A 16,043-nucleotide genomic window follows, 5' to 3' on the forward strand; every position below is an offset into this window, starting at 1 on the left:
AAAAAATGACGCAATTTGCTTTTGTTTTCCCGGGCCAGGGGTCACAGACCGTTGGCATGCTGGCCGAATTGGCCGCACAGTTCCCGATCGTTGAAGAAACCTTCGGCGAGGCCTCTTCCGCCCTGGGTTACGACCTGTGGCAGCTGGTGCAGCAAGGCCCGGCGGAAGAACTGAACAAAACCTGGCAGACCCAACCGGCTCTGCTGGCCGCCTCGGTGGCGATTTTCCGCGTTTGGCAGCAGCAGGGCGGTAAAGCGCCTGCGCTGATGGCGGGTCACAGCCTGGGCGAATACTCGGCGCTGGTCTGCGCCGGCGTGCTGGACTTCAAGGCGGCGATCCGTCTGGTCGAGCTGCGCGGCAAGCTGATGCAGGAAGCGGTGCCGGAAGGCACCGGCGCGATGTATGCCATCATCGGTCTGGACAACGACGCGATCGCCAAAGCGTGTGAAGAGTCTGCGCAAGGGCAGGTGGTTTCTCCGGTCAACTTCAACTCGCCGGGCCAGGTGGTCATCGCCGGCAACAAAGAAGCGGTTGAGCGCGCAGGCGCCGCCTGCAAAGCCGCCGGCGCCAAACGTGCGCTGCCGCTGCCGGTGAGCGTGCCTTCGCACTGCGCGCTGATGAAGCCGGCCGCCGACAAGCTGGCCGTGGCGCTGCAGGACATCACCTTCAACGCGCCGCAGGTGCCGGTGGTGAACAACGTCGACGTGCGCACCGAAAACGATCCGGAAGCGATTCGCAGCGCGCTGGTGCGTCAGCTGTACAGCCCGGTACGTTGGACCGAGAGCGTAGAATTTATCGCAGCACAGGGAGTGACGTCGCTGCTGGAAGTGGGGCCGGGCAAAGTGCTGACCGGCCTGACTAAACGTATTGTTGACACCCTGACGGCTGCGGCGGTGAACGACACCGCCAGCCTGTCGGCGGCGCTTGAACAATAAAGAGGAAAATGATGAGCTTCGAAGGTAAAATCGTTCTGGTCACCGGCGCGAGCCGCGGTATTGGCCGAGCTATTGCAGAAACGTTTGTGGCACGCGGCGCCAAAGTGATCGGCACCGCGACCAGCGAGAGCGGCGCTGAAGCGATCAGCAGCTACCTGGGCGCAAACGGCAAAGGGTTTATGTTGAACGTTGTTGATGCGCAATCTATCGACAGCGTGCTGGCATCGATTCGCGCCGAATTTGGCGAAATCGACATTTTAGTGAATAATGCCGGCATCACGCGTGATAACCTGCTGATGCGTATGAAGGATGACGAGTGGGAGGATATCCTCGACACCAATCTGACTTCCGTATTCCGCCTGTCAAAAGCGGTAATGCGCGCTATGATGAAAAAGCGGTTTGGCCGTATCATCACCATCGGTTCCGTTGTCGGCACCATGGGGAACGCAGGGCAGGCGAATTACGCGGCGGCTAAAGCCGGTCTGATTGGTTTTAGCAAATCTTTGGCACGTGAAGTTGCTTCGCGTGGCATTACGGTCAACGTCGTGGCACCTGGCTTTATTGAGACGGACATGACACGGGCGTTGACAGATGATCAACGCGCAGGCATTTTGTCATCAGTTCCAGCCAACCGGCTGGGCGATGCTAAAGAAATCGCCAGCGCTGTTGCATTTTTGGCCTCTGATGAGGCCGGCTATATCACCGGTGAAACGTTACATGTCAATGGCGGCATGTACATGATTTAAAAAATGTGAAAACCATTTGCGTTATTTGAGGCAAAAACCGCAAAATAGCGTAAAATCGTGGTTTGACCAGCCGGGATTTAGTTGCATCTTTTTCAGCATTTTATACACTACGAAAACCATCGCGAAAGCGAGTTTTGATAGGAAATTTAAGAGTATGAGCACTATCGAAGAACGCGTTAAGAAAATCATTGTTGAGCAACTGGGTGTTAAACAGGAAGAAGTTTTGAACAACGCTTCTTTCGTTGAAGATCTGGGCGCTGATTCTCTTGACACCGTTGAGCTGGTAATGGCACTGGAAGAAGAATTCGACACCGAGATTCCAGACGAAGAAGCTGAGAAGATCACTACTGTTCAGGCAGCTATTGATTTCATCAACGCTAGCCAGCAGTAAGAGAACATATCTAGGCGGTCGTTCGACCGCCTAAGTTTTTTCTATCCCTAGTGTCATATTTTTCCCTCCCTGGAGGACAAACGTGTCTAAGCGTCGAGTAGTTGTGACCGGACTGGGCATGTTGTCTCCTGTCGGCAATACGGTAGAGTCCACGTGGAACGCTCTTCTTGCCGGTCAGAGTGGCATCAGCCTGATCGATCATTTCGATACCACTGCCTATGCGACCAAGTTTGCTGGCCTGGTAAAGAATTTTAATTCTGAGGATTTCATCTCTCGCAAAGATGCGCGCAAGGTGGACGCCTTTATCCAGTACGGTATCGCTGCCGGCATGCAAGCCATGCAGGATGCAGGTCTGGACATCACCGAGGCTAACGCCAGCCGCATTGGAGCCGCGATCGGTTCCGGCATCGGCGGCCTGGGTTTGATCGAAGAAAACCACAGTTCACTGGTTAACGGTGGCCCACGGAAAATCAGTCCGTTCTTCGTGCCATCCACCATCGTGAATATGATTGCAGGCCACCTGACAATCATGTACGGCATGCGTGGCCCAAGCATTTCCATTGCCACCGCCTGTACTTCAGGTGTGCACAACATCGGCCATGCGGCGCGTATCATTGCTTACAATGATGCTGACGTGATGCTGGCCGGTGGGGCAGAGAAAGCCAGCACCCCATTGGGCGTCGGCGGCTTTGGCGCAGCGCGCGCCCTGTCCACCCGTAATGACAACCCACAGGCGGCGAGCCGTCCGTGGGATAAAGACCGTGACGGCTTCGTGCTGGGCGACGGCGCCGGCATGATGGTGCTGGAAGAGTACGAGCACGCGAAAAAACGCGGCGCGAAAATCTACGCCGAAGTGGTGGGCTTTGGGATGAGCAGCGATGCTTATCACATGACGTCACCGCCGGAAAACGGCGCGGGCGCTGCGCTGGCGATGGAAAATGCCCTGCTTGACGCCGGTGTGACCCCGTCACAAATCGGCTACATCAATGCGCATGGCACCTCTACGCCGGCGGGTGACCAGGCGGAAGCGCAGGCGGTGAAATCCGTCTTCGGCGCCGATGCCCACAGCGTGCTGGTGAGCTCGACCAAATCGATGACTGGCCACCTGTTGGGGGCGGCAGGCGCGATCGAGTCTATCTTCACCGTGCTGGCGCTGCGCGATCAGGCGGTACCGCCAACCATCAACCTGGATAACCCGGATGAAGGTTGCGATCTGGACTTCGTGCCTCACGAAGCGCGCCAGGTCAGCGATATGGAGTTCACCCTGTGTAACTCCTTCGGCTTCGGCGGCACCAACGGCTCGCTGATCTTCCGCCGAGTGTAACTCGCGCTGCGGATAGCTGACGAAAAGCCCGGTTTTTTAACCGGGCTTTTTTACGCCTGCCGTTTGGCCGCTGGCGGGGCTGCGTATCGTCTCGCCGCCTGCTATCCTGCGAGCGTAATGAAATAACCCGGCAACAGGAGGAAGCATGTACTGGATTAACGGACAGCGCCACGATGCGCTGGCGCCGAGCGATCGTGGCCTGCAGTTCGGCGATGGCTGCTTTACTACCGCCCGGGTTATCGACGGTAAAATCGAGCTGCTGCCCTGGCATCTGGAGCGGTTGCAGCAAGCGGCGCAGCGGCTGATGCTGCCTGCCACCGATTGGCTGGCTTTCGAGCGGGAGATGGCGCTGGCGGCCGAATCAATTCCGCTCGGCGTGGTCAAAGCGATACTGACGCGCGGCAGCGGCGGGCGGGGTTACAGCCCGACGGGGTGCGAAAATCCGACGCGTATCGTCGCCCGCAGCAGCTACCCTGCGCACTATTTGCAGTGGCGCGAGCAGGGCATCACGCTTGCGCTCAGCCCGGTGGCGCTGGCGCGCAATCCGTTGCTGGCGGGGTTGAAGCATTTGAACCGCCTGGAGCAGGTGCTGATCCGCGCGCATCTTGACCAGACGGCCGCCGACGAGGCGCTGGTGCTTGACACTGCCGGTATGCTGGTGGAATGCTGTGCGGCTAATTTGTTCTGGCGTAAGGGAAAAGCGGTATTTACCCCGGATCTGAGCCAGGCCGGCGTCGCGGGCCTGATGCGGCGGCGGGTGATCGCGCTGCTGGCGGGCTCGGAATACCGTCTGCACTGCGTCAGTGAACCGCTGGAGACGCTGGCCGATGCCGACGAAGTGCTGGTGAGCAATGCGCTGATGCCGCTGCTGCCGGTAAACGCTGCGCAATCATGGCGTTATGCTTCGCGCCAGCTGTATGATTTTTTGCGTCCACACTGTTAACCATGGCTGATTGATGAAGAAAAGAAAGCTGAAGGTCCTGTCTGTTATTGTTGTTCTGGTATTGGCGCTGCTGTTTTGGGGCTACCAGAAGATCGAACGCTTTGCCGATACGCCGCTGGCTATCCAGCAAGAAACCATCTTCAAACTGCCGGCCGGCACCGGCCGGGTAGCGCTGGAAGGGCTACTGGTACGCGATAAACTGGTACGCAACGGGCGCTGGTTCCAGTGGCTGCTGAAGCTGGAGCCGGAGTTGGCGGAGTTTAAAGCCGGTACCTACCGGTTCACGCCGGGCATGACGGTGCGCCAGATGCTGAAACTGTTGGCCAGCGGCAAAGAGGCGCAGTTCACCGCACGCTTTATCGAAGGCTCACGCCTGCGTGACTGGCAGCAGGTGCTGCAGCAGTCCAAATACCTGAAACACACCCTGTCGGGTAAGAGTGAGGCGGAGATTGCCGCAGCGCTCGGCATTCCTGCGGGAGAAACGCCGGAAGGGCATTTGTACCCGGATACCTATCAGTATACCGCCGGCATGAGCGACATCGCGCTGCTCAAACGCGCACACGTGCGCATGAACAAAGCGCTGCAGGCCGCCTGGGCCGGCCGCGACACCAGCCTGCCGTATAAAACGCCGGAAGACCTGCTGACCATGGCCTCGATCGTCGAGAAAGAGACCGCAGTGCCGGAAGAGCGCAGCAAGGTAGCGTCGGTGTTCGTCAACCGCTTGCGCATCGGCATGCGTCTGCAGACCGATCCGACGGTGATCTACGGCATGGGCGAAAGCTATAATGGCAACATCACGCGCAAGGATCTGGAGACGCCGACGCCGTACAACACCTATGTGATCGCCGGCCTGCCGCCAACGCCGATCGCCATGCCGGGTGAGGCCTCGCTGCAGGCGGCTGCCAATCCGGCCAAAACGCCTTATCTCTATTTTGTCGCCGACGGCAAGGGTGGGCATACCTTCACCACCAATCTGGCGAGCCATAACCAGGCGGTGCGCGTGTACCGTCAGGCGTTAAAGGAAAAGAATGAAAAGTAAATTCGTTGTTATCGAAGGGCTGGAAGGCGCGGGTAAAACCACCGCGCGCGATACGGTGGTCAATGTGCTGCGCGAACACGGCGTCAGCGACATCGTCTTCACCCGCGAGCCGGGTGGCACGCCGCTGGCGGAGAAGCTGCGCGATCTGTTCAAGCGCGGCATCGACGGCGAATTGCCGACCATCAAGGCCGAAGTATTGATGCTGTACGCCGCGCGCGTGCAGCTGGTGGAAACCGTGATCAAACCGGCCCTGGCGCGCGGCGCCTGGGTGGTGGGCGATCGCCACGATCTCTCTTCACAGGCTTACCAGGGCGGCGGCCGCGGCGTGGATCCGCAGCTGATGAGCTCGCTGCGCGACACCGTGCTGGGGGATTTTCGCCCGGATTTGACGGTGTATCTCGATCTGCCGCCGTTGGTCGGCCTGCAACGCGCACAGGCGCGCGGTCAGTTGGATCGTATCGAACAGGAGGCGCTGCCGTTCTTCGAGCGCACCCGCGCTCGCTATCTCGAGCTGGCGGCGCAGGATAAAACCATCGTCACCGTCGACGCCGCCCAGCCGCTGGAGCTGGTGACCGCGGCGATCCGCTGCTGCCTCGGCCACTGGCTGCGGCAGCAGGAAGGCGCATAATGAACTGGTACCCGTGGCTGAACGGCCCTTATCGCCAGCTGGTTGGGCAGTACGCCGACGGCCGCGGCCATCATGCGCTGCTGCTGCACGCGGCAACGGGCAACGGTGACGACGCGCTGGCCTACGGCCTGAGCCGCTGGTTGATCTGCCAGCAGCGCAACGGTGAAAAAAGCTGCGGCGAGTGCCACAGCTGCCGGCTGATGCTGGCGGGCAACCACCCGGATTATCACGTGCTGGCGCCGGAAAAGGGCAAGAGCAGCCTGGGCATTGAGCCGATCCGTCAGGTGATTGAAACGCTGTACGCCCACGCGCAGCAGGGCGGCGCTAAAGTGATTTGGCTGCCGCAGGCGGAACAGCTGACCGAGGCGGCGGCCAACGCGCTGCTTAAAACGCTGGAAGAGCCGCCGGAGAAAACCTATTTTCTGCTGGGTTGCCGTGAGCCGTCGCGCCTGATGGCTACGCTGCGCAGCCGCTGCCTGTACTGGCATTTGGCGAGCCCGGATGAGCAGCTCAGCCTGCAGTGGCTGGGCCGACAGGCGGCCGGCTCTCAGACGGACCGCCTCACGGCGCTGCGCCTTCACGACGGTGCGCCGCTGGCCGCCGAACAGCTGTTGCAGCCGCAGCAGTGGCAACAGCGCAGCACCCTGTGCGCCGCGTTGAGCGCCGCGCTGCCGCAGCGCGATATGCTGTCGCTGCTGCCGGTGTTGAATCATGAAGACGTCGCCGAGCGCCTGCACTGGCTGTGCGCGCTGCTGGTGGACGCGATGAAGTGGCAGCAGGGCGCGCATCAGTATGTATTGAATCAGGATCAGCAGCCGCTGGTGCATCAGCTGGCCAGCCTGCTGAGCAGCGCCTCGCTGCAGCAGATCGTGCAGCAGTGGCTGAACTGCCGCCATCAGCTGCTCAGCGTGGTGGGCGTCAATCGTGAGCTGCTGCTGACCGAACAGTTACTTCGCTGGGAACAGATGCTCGGCGCCGCCGGCTATTCCCACCCTCATTCGCTGTAAAGTAAAAGAGTTAAACATTATGTTGTTAGTCGATTCTCATTGCCACCTTGACAGTCTGGATTATCAAACGCTGCACCAGAATGTGGACGATGCGCTGGCCAAGGCCAAAGCGTGCGACGTCGGCTATGTGCTGGCGGTCGCTACCACGCTGCCGGGCTACCGTTCCATGACCGAGCTGATCGGTGAGCGCAACGACGTGGCCTTCTCCTGTGGGGTGCATCCGCTCAATCTGGAAGAGGGGTATGATTACGCCGAGCTGCGCCGCCTGGCGGCGGCGGAACAGGTGGTAGCGCTGGGAGAAACCGGGCTCGATTACTTCTACCAGAAAGACAATCTTGAGCTGCAGCAGGACTCTTTCCGCGAACATATCCGCATCGGCCGGGATCTGAACAAGCCGGTGATCGTCCACACCCGCGATGCGCGCGCGGATACGCTGGCGATCCTGCGTGAAGAGAACGCACAGGACTGCGGCGGCGTACTCCACTGCTTCACTGAAGATCTGGCCACGGCCGAAGCTCTGCTGGATCTGGGCTTTTACATCTCCTTCTCGGGCATCGTGACCTTCCGCAACGCTGAACAGCTGCGTGAGGTGGCCCGCTATGTGCCGCTGGATCGCATTCTGGTGGAAACCGATTCGCCTTACCTGGCGCCGGTGCCGCATCGTGGCAAAGAAAACCAACCCGCCTATGTGCGCGATGTGGCTGAATACATGGCGGTATTGAAGGGCGTCAGCCTGGAGCAACTGGCCGAAGCCACCACCGCCAACTTTTCACGTTTATTTCACCTCGATCTGTGATCTTTGACCTAGGCTATAGCTGTAGGTCATTGTCTGCGTAATTTTTTTTAAGCTCGTAATTAATCACTGAAACGGGTAAGGTTCCCTCCCGTTTCAGGGTGATTGATGCATGCTTTTTGGTCAGTTTTGCCAAAAAACAGCCGGTTTATGCAAAGTTACTGCGGCTCGATCATCGAAACGTGATTGTCATCAAACATTGCGCAGGCTATTTATTTTACTCTGCGTAATAAATTCAAGGGGTGCTCAGACACCCTGAATTGCAGGGGTTTTTCTCCCCCCCTTGCAGCGCGAATTATCGCGACAAGAAGTAGCAAAGCATTATTACTCAGGAGCACACTCAACTATGTTCAAGAACGCATTTGCAAACCTGCAAAAAGTAGGTAAATCGCTCATGCTGCCGGTGTCCGTGTTGCCTATCGCAGGTATCCTGCTGGGCGTCGGCTCCGCCAACTTTAGCTGGCTACCTGCGGTAGTCTCCCACGTGATGGCGGAAGCGGGCGGTTCGGTCTTCGCCAACATGCCGCTGATTTTCGCCATCGGCGTCGCCCTGGGCTTCACCAACAACGACGGCGTTTCTGCGCTGGCGGCGGTGGTGGCCTACGGCATCATGGTGAAAACCATGGCGGTGGTTGCGCCGCTGGTGCTGCACCTGCCGGCTGAAGAGATTGCGGCCAAGCACCTGGCGGATACCGGTGTGCTCGGGGGGATTATCTCCGGTGCCATCGCGGCCTATATGTTCAACCGCTTCTTCCGCATTCAACTGCCGGAATACCTGGGCTTCTTTGCCGGTAAGCGTTTCGTGCCGATCATTTCCGGTCTGGCGGCGATCGTTCTGGGCGTAGTGCTGTCCTTCATCTGGCCGCCGATCGGTACGGCTATCCAGACCTTCTCGCAGTGGGCGGCTTATCAGAACCCGGTCGTGGCCTTCGGCATTTACGGCGTGGTTGAGCGTGCTCTGGTGCCGTTCGGTCTGCACCACATCTGGAACGTACCGTTCCAAATGCAAATTGGTGAATTCACCAACGCGGCGGGCCAGGTATTCCACGGCGACATCCCTCGCTACATGGCGGGTGACCCAACCGCGGGCAAACTGTCCGGCGGCTTCCTGTTCAAAATGTACGGTCTGCCTGCTGCGGCCATCGCCATCTGGCACTCGGCCAAGCCGGAAAACCGCGCGAAAGTCGGCGGCATCATGATCTCCGCCGCGTTGACCTCGTTCCTGACCGGTATCACCGAGCCGATCGAGTTCTCCTTCATGTTCGTCGCGCCGATCCTGTACGTGATCCACGCTATCCTGGCCGGCCTGGCGTTCCCAATCTGCATCCTGTTGGGCATGCGTGACGGCACCAGCTTCTCGCACGGCCTGATCGACTTTATCGTACTGAGCGGCAACAGCAGCAAAATCTGGCTGTTCCCGATCGTCGGCATCGTCTACGGTCTGGTGTACTACACCATCTTCCGCGTGCTGATCGCCAAGCTGGATCTGAAAACCCCGGGCCGTGAAGACACCGCTGCCGAGCAGACTGCACAGGGCGGTTCCGAAATGTCCGCGGCGCTGGTTCAGGCCTTCGGCGGTAAAGAAAACATCACTAACCTGGATGCTTGCATCACCCGTCTGCGCGTCAGCGTGGCCGACGTGTCCAAAGTTGACCAGGCGGGCCTGAAGAAACTGGGCGCAGCGGGCGTAGTCGTCGCTGGCTCCGGCGTGCAGGCCATCTTCGGCACCAAGTCCGACAACCTGAAAACCGATATGGACGAATACATCCGTAATCACTGATTCAGGCAGGGGAGTTACCAAGGGAGGCGAAAGCCTCCTTTTTTTTGCAAGGTCCAAAGTAGAACGAACCCGCGCCAGAGAAGGTCTGTAATGGATGAGATCGAATTATTGTGCAAAACTGCGCGGGATTTCGCCGTTAAACCGACTTAAGATTGTTGCGTTGACGTGTAGTCCCAACAACATAGGTCTAATGTCTATACCTATAACAAGGATTTTGTAAGAAGGACTCTTCGAGTGAAAAAGTACTCCTATCCGTTTCTCTTCGCTGCGACCATATCATTTCTAATTGTTGTTTTTCTATTCATCGTATGGAAGCGAGAAATTTATCAAATCACTTTTCTCCGTGTTTCAACGAATCGCTGCATGATTGTTTCTGCGATGGTGTTGTCCCTATTTATTTCATTGTATTTTATAAATAAAGGTGCTGTTAAAAGCAATAAGTACATTGATTATCTAAAGTTTTATGGTGGCGCTTGCGTTTCTTTGTTATTTATTTTTTTGATTCCAATAATCACAATTACGTATCTGGTGCCAGGCGAAACGTCCAGTTATACGGTCCACTATTCTTACGCATCAGGAAGTTACAAAAGCTGTTCTGGTGCAGATGTTGATGATCCTGATTTAGGGACCAATATCAGGATATGTTACCCCGGTGGTAACTATGAATCTGACAGGGTGATTTTTGTTCAGAAAAGGAGTAATGCCTTGGGAGCTGTGGTTTTGCATGCAACTACATCTCCTTGAAATATCAAAATGAGGAAGAGTGATCATATCCGCATACTGGAAGGGATGAACAATAAGATAAAAGTGGTGAAGCGAATGGCCTATGGTTTTCGGGATAACGCTTACTTCTTCCTGAAAATCAAAGCAGCGCTTCCCGGTAAAGCGCGATGAACCTTTTCTATCAGGCACCAAGCCGCTGTTCGAGTTCGGCGAGAGAAGAGAGGAACCAGACCTGTTCGCCGCGGTTGGCTTCACGCACGAAATCTTGCAGCGCGTTGCTTTGCGCCGGCCGGGGGGGGGATATCGCCCAGCAGCGCCACGCGCAGGCGGTAGTTGATGAATTTCTGCGATATGGCGCGGCCGCCATGCCGCTTCTGAGTTGGAAGAAGGCGGCGTCGAGGCGGTGACGGGGAGGGCAATCATCCCGGCATCGTGTTCAAAGGCGGGCGCGATAAACAGGCTGACGTCGTTTTCGTCTTTCAACAGCGGCCCGGCTTCGGCGAAAACCACCAGGCGCAGATCATGGATTTGCCGCACGGCGTAGCTCATCGGCGCTCCGGGAGTCAGGGTTTGGCGTGCTTTTGCAGGTAATGCTCGAACACCGCCAGCGTTTCGTCCGAGATATGGTGCTCAATCCCTTCGCTGTCCAGCTCGGCGGTTTCGCTCGGCACCCCGACGCACATCAGCAGATCGACCACGATGCGGTGACGGCGGCGCACCTTCTGCGCCAGCTGCTCGCCTTCTTCCGTTAAAAACACCCCGCGATAAGGGCGCGATTCCACCAGCCCAGCGCTTTTCAGCCGCGCGATATTTTTGATCGCCGTCGGGTGAGACACGCCGAAGCGGCGCGCGATGTCGGTGGTTCTGGCTTCGCGGGTGCTTTGCAGCAAATCGGCGATCAGCTCAACGTAATCTTCGATCAGCGCATTGGACTGCGCTTCGCGGGCGCGGCTAAAACGCAGGGCGTGCTCGGCCTCGTCCGGCATGTCGGTCTGGGCGTGGCGGTCGGCGTTATCTGGCGCGCGGGTAACCATAGCGTGGGGCGTCCTGTAAGCATAAAAATGGCATCTCCCGGCAATGCGGGAAGGGTTGCCCTAAGTTAGTCCAAATAGCACACATTATCAATTCGATGCCACGCATTGTGGTAGTTAGAAATATCTCTACACAAAGCCAATGAATTTCGCCTGTTGCATAAAGTGTAGCCGATGCTACATTGTCAGCATGATAGGTGGAAAAATAACCAGTGAAAGATTGAGGGTACTTCATGCGTGATGCGGCAACCACTCCATCGTTAACCGAACGGACCAACATTGCGATTGGCGCCGCCCTTGCCGGACGCAAGCGCGGTGCCTTTACGCCGTTGCTGTTCGCCGGCCCGGCGGTGATTGCCTCTATTGCCTATATGGATCCCGGCAACTTCGCCACCAACATTCAGGCCGGGGCGAAATACGGCTACAGCCTGCTGTGGGTGGTGGTGATGGCCAACCTGATCGCCATGTTGTTCCAGGCGCTGTCGGCCAAGCTGGGCATCGTCACCAATCGCAATCTGGCGGAGATGTGCCGCGACCAGTTTTCACGGCCGGTAGTGATCGGCATGTGGCTGCTCAGCGAAGTGGCGGGGATGGCCACCGATCTGGCGGAGTTTCTCGGCGGGGCGATCGCGCTGGCGCTGCTGTTCCATATGCCGCTGCTGGCGGGGATGGGGGTGACGGCGGTGATCACCTATGCGCTGTTGATGGTGGAAAAAAAAGGTTTCCGCCCGGTCGAGCTGATGATCGGTGGTCTGGTGGGCATCATCGCGCTGTGTTACCTGGTGGAGATGTTCATCGTACCGGTGGACTGGCAGGCGGCCGGGATCGGCATGGTGACGCCGCAGCTGCCGGACGCGCAGGCGCTGACCATCGCCGTTGGCATTATCGGCGCCACCGTGATGCCGCACGCCATTTTCCTGCATTCGGGGCTGACCCAGCACCGCAGCCCGGCCAGCGATAACGGCGAACGGCGCAAGCTGCTGCGTTTCTCCAATATTGAGGTGGTGATCGCGCTGGCGCTCGCCGGGCTGGTGAATATCGCGATGGTCATCATGGCCTCGAGCGCCTTCCACGCCGGTAACAGCGACGTGGCCGAAATTGGCACTGCCTACCATACGCTGACGCCGCTGTTCGGTGCAGCGGCCGCCGGCATCTTCCTCGCTTCGCTGATCGCCTCCGGCATTTCCAGCTCGGTGGTGGGCACCATGGCCGGGCAAATGATCATGCAGGGCTTCGTTGGCTTCCGCATTCCGGTGTGGGTGCGCCGCCTGGTCACCATGGTGCCGGCGTTTATCGTGGTGGCGATGGGCGTCAACGCCACCGACGCGCTGGTCTACAGCCAGGTGGTGCTGAGCCTGGCGCTGCCGGCGCCGATGATCGCGCTGGTGATGTTCACTCGCCGCCGCGACATCATGGGCGAGTTCGCCAACGGCCGTTGGACCAGCCTGGCGGCGATAGTCGGTACGGTGGTGATCGTGCTGCTCAACGTGGTGCTGCTGTTGCAGACCTTCGGCGTCGAGATCCCTGGGCTGGGGTGATCTTATGGGCCGCGCGGGGTGCGGCCGCTTCGCTAAATTATAAATTCCCCACGCCACCGTCCATCTGCAGCTCGGCGCCGACCATAAAGGCCGACTCGTCCGCCGCCAGAAACACCGCCGCTTTGGCCAGCTCCAGTGCGCTGCCCATGCGGCCGATCGGCACCAGCGCGCGGATATCGTCGCGCAATGCCTGTTCATCCGCTTCCGCCAACCCCAGCTTACCCAACGCCGGGGTTTCGGTCGGGCCGGGGCTGAGGCCGTTGACGCGAATGCCGCGCGCGTGCAGCTCACCGGACAGCGTTCTGGCCAGCGACAGCAAGCCGGCTTTGCTGGCGGCATAGGCGCTGCTCTGCGGCAGGCCGATATGGGCGCTGACCGAACCGCACAGGATCACCGAAGAAGGGTTGGCCAGCAGCGGCAGCAACGCCTGGATCAGAAAAAACGGCCCCTTCAGGTTGATGTCCATTAGCCGCTGATAGCTCTGCTCATCCCACTCCTGCAGCGGGCGATGCGTAACGTCGCCGGCGTTGATGTACAGCACGTCCAGCTGCGGCCACCGTTGCCCCAGCCGCTGCGCCAGTTCGCGCTGCTGCGGGATATCGCCGGCGTTGCTCAGCAGCAACAGCGCCTTGCCCGCCAATGCCTGGCCCGCCGCGTCCAGGGCGCTTTGGCTGCGCCCGGTGATCGCCACCGTCGCGCCCTCGGCGATGAACTGGCGGGCGGTTTCCAGCCCGATGCCGCTGGTGCCGCCGGTAATCAATGCGTATTTGCCTTGCAGTCGTGACATAACCGATTCCTCTTTAGCGTTAGTTGCGGCATTATTTGCGCTATAGTTCCTTTTGCATAGTAGGCACCTTTTGGATACTAAAGGGCGAGGTGGGATGAAATGACGGCGCAAGCGCCATTAGCGGCGGAAAATAATTTGGCGGCGTTGCCGACGCCGGGCGAATCCTGCCCGATGGTGGACTTCGTCAATCTGGTGTCGGGCAAGTGGGCGATACCGATCCTGTATCGGCTGATAATGATCGATGGCCCGGTACGATTCAGCGAACTGCAGCGGGCGGTGGCGCCCATTGCGCAAAAAGAGCTGACGCGCCAGCTGCGGCTGTTCGAGCAGCGCGGCCTGGTGACGCGGCAGGTGTTTCCCGAAGTGCCGCCGCGGGTGGAGTATCAGGTCACCGCGCTCGGTAAGTCGCTGCGGCCGACGCTCGATTCGCTGGCCGAGTGGATGCGTCGGCATGCGCCGCAGCTTATCGGCGGCTAGTCGCCGATGCCCGGTGGGTTGATGGCGGAGCGCTCGACCTTTTCGTCGCCTTCGCCCCAGCGCTCCAGCACCTGCGCGTATTCGCCGCTGACGATGACGCCGTTGATGGCGGCGTTGATGGCGTTCACCAGCCCATTGCCTTTCTTGCTGGTAACCGCGACGTAGGCCACGCTGGGGCCGATGCCGACCATTTTGGTCTTACCGGTCAGCGCCGCCTTGTAGGCGCCGGTGGAGTGGGGGCCGAAGAACGCGTCGGCCCGCCCGGACTGAATGCTCAGGTTGGTGGCGGCGTCGTCGGTCACATAGATCGGCTGCACCGGCGGCAGCCCGGCGGCGCGGTTCTGTTTATCCCATCCCAGCAGAATGTTTTCCTGATTGGTGCCGGATCCGACGATGATCCGCAGCCCGGCGACGTCCTGCGGCCGGTTGATCGAGGTGATGTGGCTGGTGGATTTGACGTAAAAGCCCAGCGTGTCCACCCGATAGGTGGCGAAGTCGAATTTGGTCTTGCGCTGTTTGGTGACGGCGATGTTGAAGATCGCCGCATCGTATTTGCCGGCGCTGATGCCCAGCGGCCAATCTTCCCAGGAGGTGGGCACCAGATTCAGCGCCAGCCCGAGGCTGTCGGCCACCAGGCGGGCGATGTCCGGATCGCTGCCGATCAGCGTTTTATTGTCATCGGCGAACAGCGCCAGCGGTGGGGAGTTCTCGAACGCCACCGCCACCGTCAGCTTGCCGGGCACCGCAAAGTGAAAGTTCGCCGGAATCAGTGCGATAGCGGCCGGGTTCGGCTCTGCGCGTATCGGCTCTCGGTTAGCCTGCAGATCGATACCGCCCGCCGTGGCCGCCTGAACGGCCGCGCTCAGCAACAGCGCACACAGCGCCGAAATCCTCAGTGGCATAACACCCTCTACTCTTTGTTAATCATGGGGTTACTATTGGCGGCGGCACGGGGCAAGTAAAGCAACAATAGTGAATAACCAAAGTGAAAAGATGTACAAGCGGGGCGCCGGCCTGCGCGAATCTGCAGCACTCGACGCGGAAAGTGCGCAATCAGGTTGAAAGCAGTAGAATTTGTCACTCATACTGCGTACAGCTAATTGTGTAAAACAAGGAACGCCAGATGGCCGAAGAAACGATTTTCAGTAAAATTATCCGCCGCGAAATCCCTGCTGATGTGGTTTATCAGGATGAACTGGTCACCGCTTTCCGTGACATCTCCCCTCAGGCACCCACCCATGTGCTGATCGTTCCCAACGTGCTGATCCCAACCGTCAACGACGTGACCGTGGAGCACGAAGCCGCTCTGGGCCGCATGATCACCGCCGCGGCGAAGATCGCCGAACAGGAAGGCATCGCCGAAGACGGCTATCGCCTGATCGTCAACTGCAACCGCCACGCCGGTCAGGAGGTCTATCATATTCATATGCACCTGGTCGGTGGCCGCTCGCTGGGGCCGCTGTTGTCACGTTAAGCGAGGAAATCATGCGCGGTAAAAAAACTCTGCGTGGTCTGGTGGCGTTGGCGTTGGCGTTGCCCGCCGCGTTGCTGATGGGGTGCAGCTCGCCGTCAGGCATCGCGGTCAATAAACGCCAAACGGTGGTGATGGATCCTTCGGTGCTGACCGCCGGCATTTTGGCCGATACGCCCTCGATTTCGAACGCCTCCGGGCGGGTGATGGCGACCTCGGTGCTCAACAACAGCCAATCGACGCCGGTCACCGTGCATTATCGTTTCTATTGGTACGACGCGCAGGGGCTGGATATTCGCCCCTTCGAGAAACCGCGCGAGATCGTCGTGGCGCCCGACTCGGACGCCAAAATCTACTCGATTAACGGCAACCTGGACGCCAAAAGCGCACGTCTGTATCTGTACCTGTAAGCGCTTGCCAGGTTTGGAGA

The 16,043-nt window shown here is 59.0% G+C and carries 19 protein-coding genes and 1 pseudogene; 16 read left to right on the top strand and 4 right to left on the bottom strand.

The window, feature by feature from the left end; all coding sequences use genetic code 11:
* Positions 1 to 5 precede the first annotated feature (5 nt).
* From fabD to HMPREF3138_RS26015, 12 genes and pseudogenes are all read left to right on the top strand, one after another.
* The gene (fabD, locus tag HMPREF3138_RS24335) at positions 6 to 935 is read left to right on the top strand and encodes an ACP S-malonyltransferase (RefSeq protein WP_015377451.1); all 930 of its coding nucleotides are present in this window, start codon (positions 6 to 8) and stop codon (positions 933 to 935) included.
* An 11-nt stretch (positions 936 to 946) separates the two neighbouring features.
* Entirely contained in the window at positions 947 to 1,681 is a 735-nt protein-coding gene (gene fabG, locus HMPREF3138_RS24340; RefSeq protein WP_016928193.1) for a 3-oxoacyl-ACP reductase FabG, read from the top strand.
* A gap of 154 nt (positions 1,682 to 1,835) precedes the next feature.
* A complete protein-coding gene (acpP, locus tag HMPREF3138_RS24345) occupies positions 1,836 to 2,072 on the top strand; it encodes an acyl carrier protein (protein ID WP_004719003.1) in 237 nt (78 codons plus the stop codon).
* A gap of 82 nt (positions 2,073 to 2,154) precedes the next feature.
* The gene (gene fabF / locus HMPREF3138_RS24350) at positions 2,155 to 3,396 is read left to right on the top strand and encodes a beta-ketoacyl-ACP synthase II (protein WP_070559432.1); all 1,242 of its coding nucleotides are present in this window, start codon (positions 2,155 to 2,157) and stop codon (positions 3,394 to 3,396) included.
* 145 nt (positions 3,397 to 3,541) lie between these two features.
* Positions 3,542 to 4,339 carry an aminodeoxychorismate lyase gene (gene pabC / locus HMPREF3138_RS24355; protein WP_015377453.1) on the top strand — a complete coding sequence of 266 codons (798 nt, stop codon included), beginning with the start codon at positions 3,542 to 3,544 and terminating at the stop codon, positions 4,337 to 4,339.
* A 13-nt stretch (positions 4,340 to 4,352) separates the two neighbouring features.
* Positions 4,353 to 5,378 (top strand): endolytic transglycosylase MltG, encoded by a 1,026-nt coding sequence (gene mltG, locus HMPREF3138_RS24360; RefSeq protein WP_038875523.1) that lies wholly within the window; start codon positions 4,353 to 4,355, stop codon positions 5,376 to 5,378.
* Positions 5,368 to 6,006, top strand: coding sequence for a dTMP kinase (gene tmk / locus HMPREF3138_RS24365; RefSeq protein ID WP_038875525.1), 639 nt, complete (start codon positions 5,368 to 5,370; stop codon positions 6,004 to 6,006). Before mltG ends, tmk begins: the two co-directional genes overlap by 11 nt.
* Positions 6,006 to 7,013, top strand: coding sequence for a DNA polymerase III subunit delta' (gene holB, locus HMPREF3138_RS24370; RefSeq protein ID WP_038875527.1), 1,008 nt, complete (start codon positions 6,006 to 6,008; stop codon positions 7,011 to 7,013). Before tmk ends, holB begins: the two co-directional genes overlap by 1 nt.
* Positions 7,014 to 7,032: 19 nt before the next feature.
* Complete coding sequence (locus HMPREF3138_RS24375; RefSeq protein ID WP_038875529.1) at positions 7,033 to 7,809, top strand: metal-dependent hydrolase; 777 nt, start codon at positions 7,033 to 7,035, stop codon at positions 7,807 to 7,809.
* A 343-nt stretch (positions 7,810 to 8,152) separates the two neighbouring features.
* Positions 8,153 to 9,586 (top strand): PTS glucose transporter subunit IIBC, encoded by a 1,434-nt coding sequence (gene ptsG, locus HMPREF3138_RS24380; RefSeq protein ID WP_016928184.1) that lies wholly within the window; start codon positions 8,153 to 8,155, stop codon positions 9,584 to 9,586.
* A 234-nt stretch (positions 9,587 to 9,820) separates the two neighbouring features.
* Entirely contained in the window at positions 9,821 to 10,330 is a 510-nt protein-coding gene (locus HMPREF3138_RS26010; protein ID WP_048233419.1) for a hypothetical protein, read from the top strand.
* Between the two features lie 24 nt (positions 10,331 to 10,354).
* Positions 10,355 to 10,480, top strand: a pseudogene (locus HMPREF3138_RS26015) (transposase); the annotation flags it as partial.
* A gap of 10 nt (positions 10,481 to 10,490) precedes the next feature.
* Here the strand turns inward: HMPREF3138_RS26015 and HMPREF3138_RS27320 are convergent.
* Positions 10,491 to 10,676 (bottom strand): DUF4180 domain-containing protein, encoded by a 186-nt coding sequence (locus tag HMPREF3138_RS27320; protein WP_223294879.1) that lies wholly within the window; start codon positions 10,674 to 10,676, stop codon positions 10,491 to 10,493.
* A gap of 196 nt (positions 10,677 to 10,872) precedes the next feature.
* The gene (mntR, locus tag HMPREF3138_RS24385) at positions 10,873 to 11,343 is read right to left on the bottom strand and encodes a manganese-binding transcriptional regulator MntR (RefSeq protein ID WP_038875534.1); all 471 of its coding nucleotides are present in this window, start codon (positions 11,341 to 11,343) and stop codon (positions 10,873 to 10,875) included.
* Positions 11,344 to 11,573: 230 nt separating this feature from the next.
* On the opposite strand from mntR, the gene HMPREF3138_RS24390 reads away from it, so the two are divergent.
* The gene (locus HMPREF3138_RS24390) at positions 11,574 to 12,878 is read left to right on the top strand and encodes an Nramp family divalent metal transporter (protein ID WP_070559434.1); all 1,305 of its coding nucleotides are present in this window, start codon (positions 11,574 to 11,576) and stop codon (positions 12,876 to 12,878) included.
* A gap of 37 nt (positions 12,879 to 12,915) precedes the next feature.
* Here HMPREF3138_RS24390 and HMPREF3138_RS24395 read toward each other — a convergent pair whose 3' ends face one another.
* The gene (locus HMPREF3138_RS24395; RefSeq protein ID WP_038875540.1) at positions 12,916 to 13,665 is read right to left on the bottom strand and encodes an SDR family oxidoreductase; all 750 of its coding nucleotides are present in this window, start codon (positions 13,663 to 13,665) and stop codon (positions 12,916 to 12,918) included.
* A gap of 99 nt (positions 13,666 to 13,764) precedes the next feature.
* On the opposite strand from HMPREF3138_RS24395, the gene HMPREF3138_RS24400 reads away from it, so the two are divergent.
* Positions 13,765 to 14,142, top strand: a complete 378-nt coding sequence (locus HMPREF3138_RS24400) for a winged helix-turn-helix transcriptional regulator (protein WP_072145090.1) — start codon at positions 13,765 to 13,767, stop codon at positions 14,140 to 14,142.
* Here HMPREF3138_RS24400 and HMPREF3138_RS24405 read toward each other — a convergent pair.
* Entirely contained in the window at positions 14,139 to 15,044 is a 906-nt protein-coding gene (locus HMPREF3138_RS24405) for a transporter substrate-binding domain-containing protein (protein ID WP_038875543.1), read from the bottom strand. The two genes, HMPREF3138_RS24400 and HMPREF3138_RS24405, sit on opposite strands and share 4 nt — an antisense overlap.
* 221 nt (positions 15,045 to 15,265) lie before the next feature.
* On the opposite strand from HMPREF3138_RS24405, the gene hinT reads away from it, so the two are divergent.
* Both hinT and HMPREF3138_RS24415 read left to right on the top strand, forming a co-directional pair.
* Complete coding sequence (gene hinT, locus HMPREF3138_RS24410; RefSeq protein ID WP_004928776.1) at positions 15,266 to 15,616, top strand: purine nucleoside phosphoramidase; 351 nt, start codon at positions 15,266 to 15,268, stop codon at positions 15,614 to 15,616.
* A gap of 11 nt (positions 15,617 to 15,627) precedes the next feature.
* Positions 15,628 to 16,023 (top strand): YcfL family putative periplasmic lipoprotein, encoded by a 396-nt coding sequence (locus HMPREF3138_RS24415; RefSeq protein WP_038875546.1) that lies wholly within the window; start codon positions 15,628 to 15,630, stop codon positions 16,021 to 16,023.
* Positions 16,024 to 16,043: the final 20 nt, after the last annotated feature.

The organism is Serratia sp. HMSC15F11, assembly GCF_001808215.1.
Lineage (GTDB): Bacteria > Pseudomonadota > Gammaproteobacteria > Enterobacterales > Enterobacteriaceae > Serratia > Serratia nevei.

Coding starts and splice junctions, on each gene's coding strand:
- fabD (WP_015377451.1), top strand. CDS start 6: ATGACGCAATTTGCTTTTGTTTTCCCGGGCCAGGGGTCACAGACCGTT.
- fabG (WP_016928193.1), top strand. CDS start 947: ATGAGCTTCGAAGGTAAAATCGTTCTGGTCACCGGCGCGAGCCGCGGT.
- acpP (WP_004719003.1), top strand. CDS start 1,836: ATGAGCACTATCGAAGAACGCGTTAAGAAAATCATTGTTGAGCAACTG.
- pabC (WP_015377453.1), top strand. CDS start 3,542: ATGTACTGGATTAACGGACAGCGCCACGATGCGCTGGCGCCGAGCGAT.
- mltG (WP_038875523.1), top strand. CDS start 4,353: ATGAAGAAAAGAAAGCTGAAGGTCCTGTCTGTTATTGTTGTTCTGGTA.
- tmk (WP_038875525.1), top strand. CDS start 5,368: ATGAAAAGTAAATTCGTTGTTATCGAAGGGCTGGAAGGCGCGGGTAAA.
- holB (WP_038875527.1), top strand. CDS start 6,006: ATGAACTGGTACCCGTGGCTGAACGGCCCTTATCGCCAGCTGGTTGGG.
- HMPREF3138_RS24375 (WP_038875529.1), top strand. CDS start 7,033: ATGTTGTTAGTCGATTCTCATTGCCACCTTGACAGTCTGGATTATCAA.
- ptsG (WP_016928184.1), top strand. CDS start 8,153: ATGTTCAAGAACGCATTTGCAAACCTGCAAAAAGTAGGTAAATCGCTC.
- HMPREF3138_RS27320 (WP_223294879.1), bottom strand. CDS start 10,676: ATGGCGGCCGCGCCATATCGCAGAAATTCATCAACTACCGCCTGCGCG.
- mntR (WP_038875534.1), bottom strand. CDS start 11,343: ATGGTTACCCGCGCGCCAGATAACGCCGACCGCCACGCCCAGACCGAC.
- HMPREF3138_RS24390 (WP_070559434.1), top strand. CDS start 11,574: ATGCGTGATGCGGCAACCACTCCATCGTTAACCGAACGGACCAACATT.
- HMPREF3138_RS24395 (WP_038875540.1), bottom strand. CDS start 13,665: ATGTCACGACTGCAAGGCAAATACGCATTGATTACCGGCGGCACCAGC.
- HMPREF3138_RS24400 (WP_072145090.1), top strand. CDS start 13,765: ATGACGGCGCAAGCGCCATTAGCGGCGGAAAATAATTTGGCGGCGTTG.
- HMPREF3138_RS24405 (WP_038875543.1), bottom strand. CDS start 15,044: ATGCCACTGAGGATTTCGGCGCTGTGTGCGCTGTTGCTGAGCGCGGCC.
- hinT (WP_004928776.1), top strand. CDS start 15,266: ATGGCCGAAGAAACGATTTTCAGTAAAATTATCCGCCGCGAAATCCCT.
- HMPREF3138_RS24415 (WP_038875546.1), top strand. CDS start 15,628: ATGCGCGGTAAAAAAACTCTGCGTGGTCTGGTGGCGTTGGCGTTGGCG.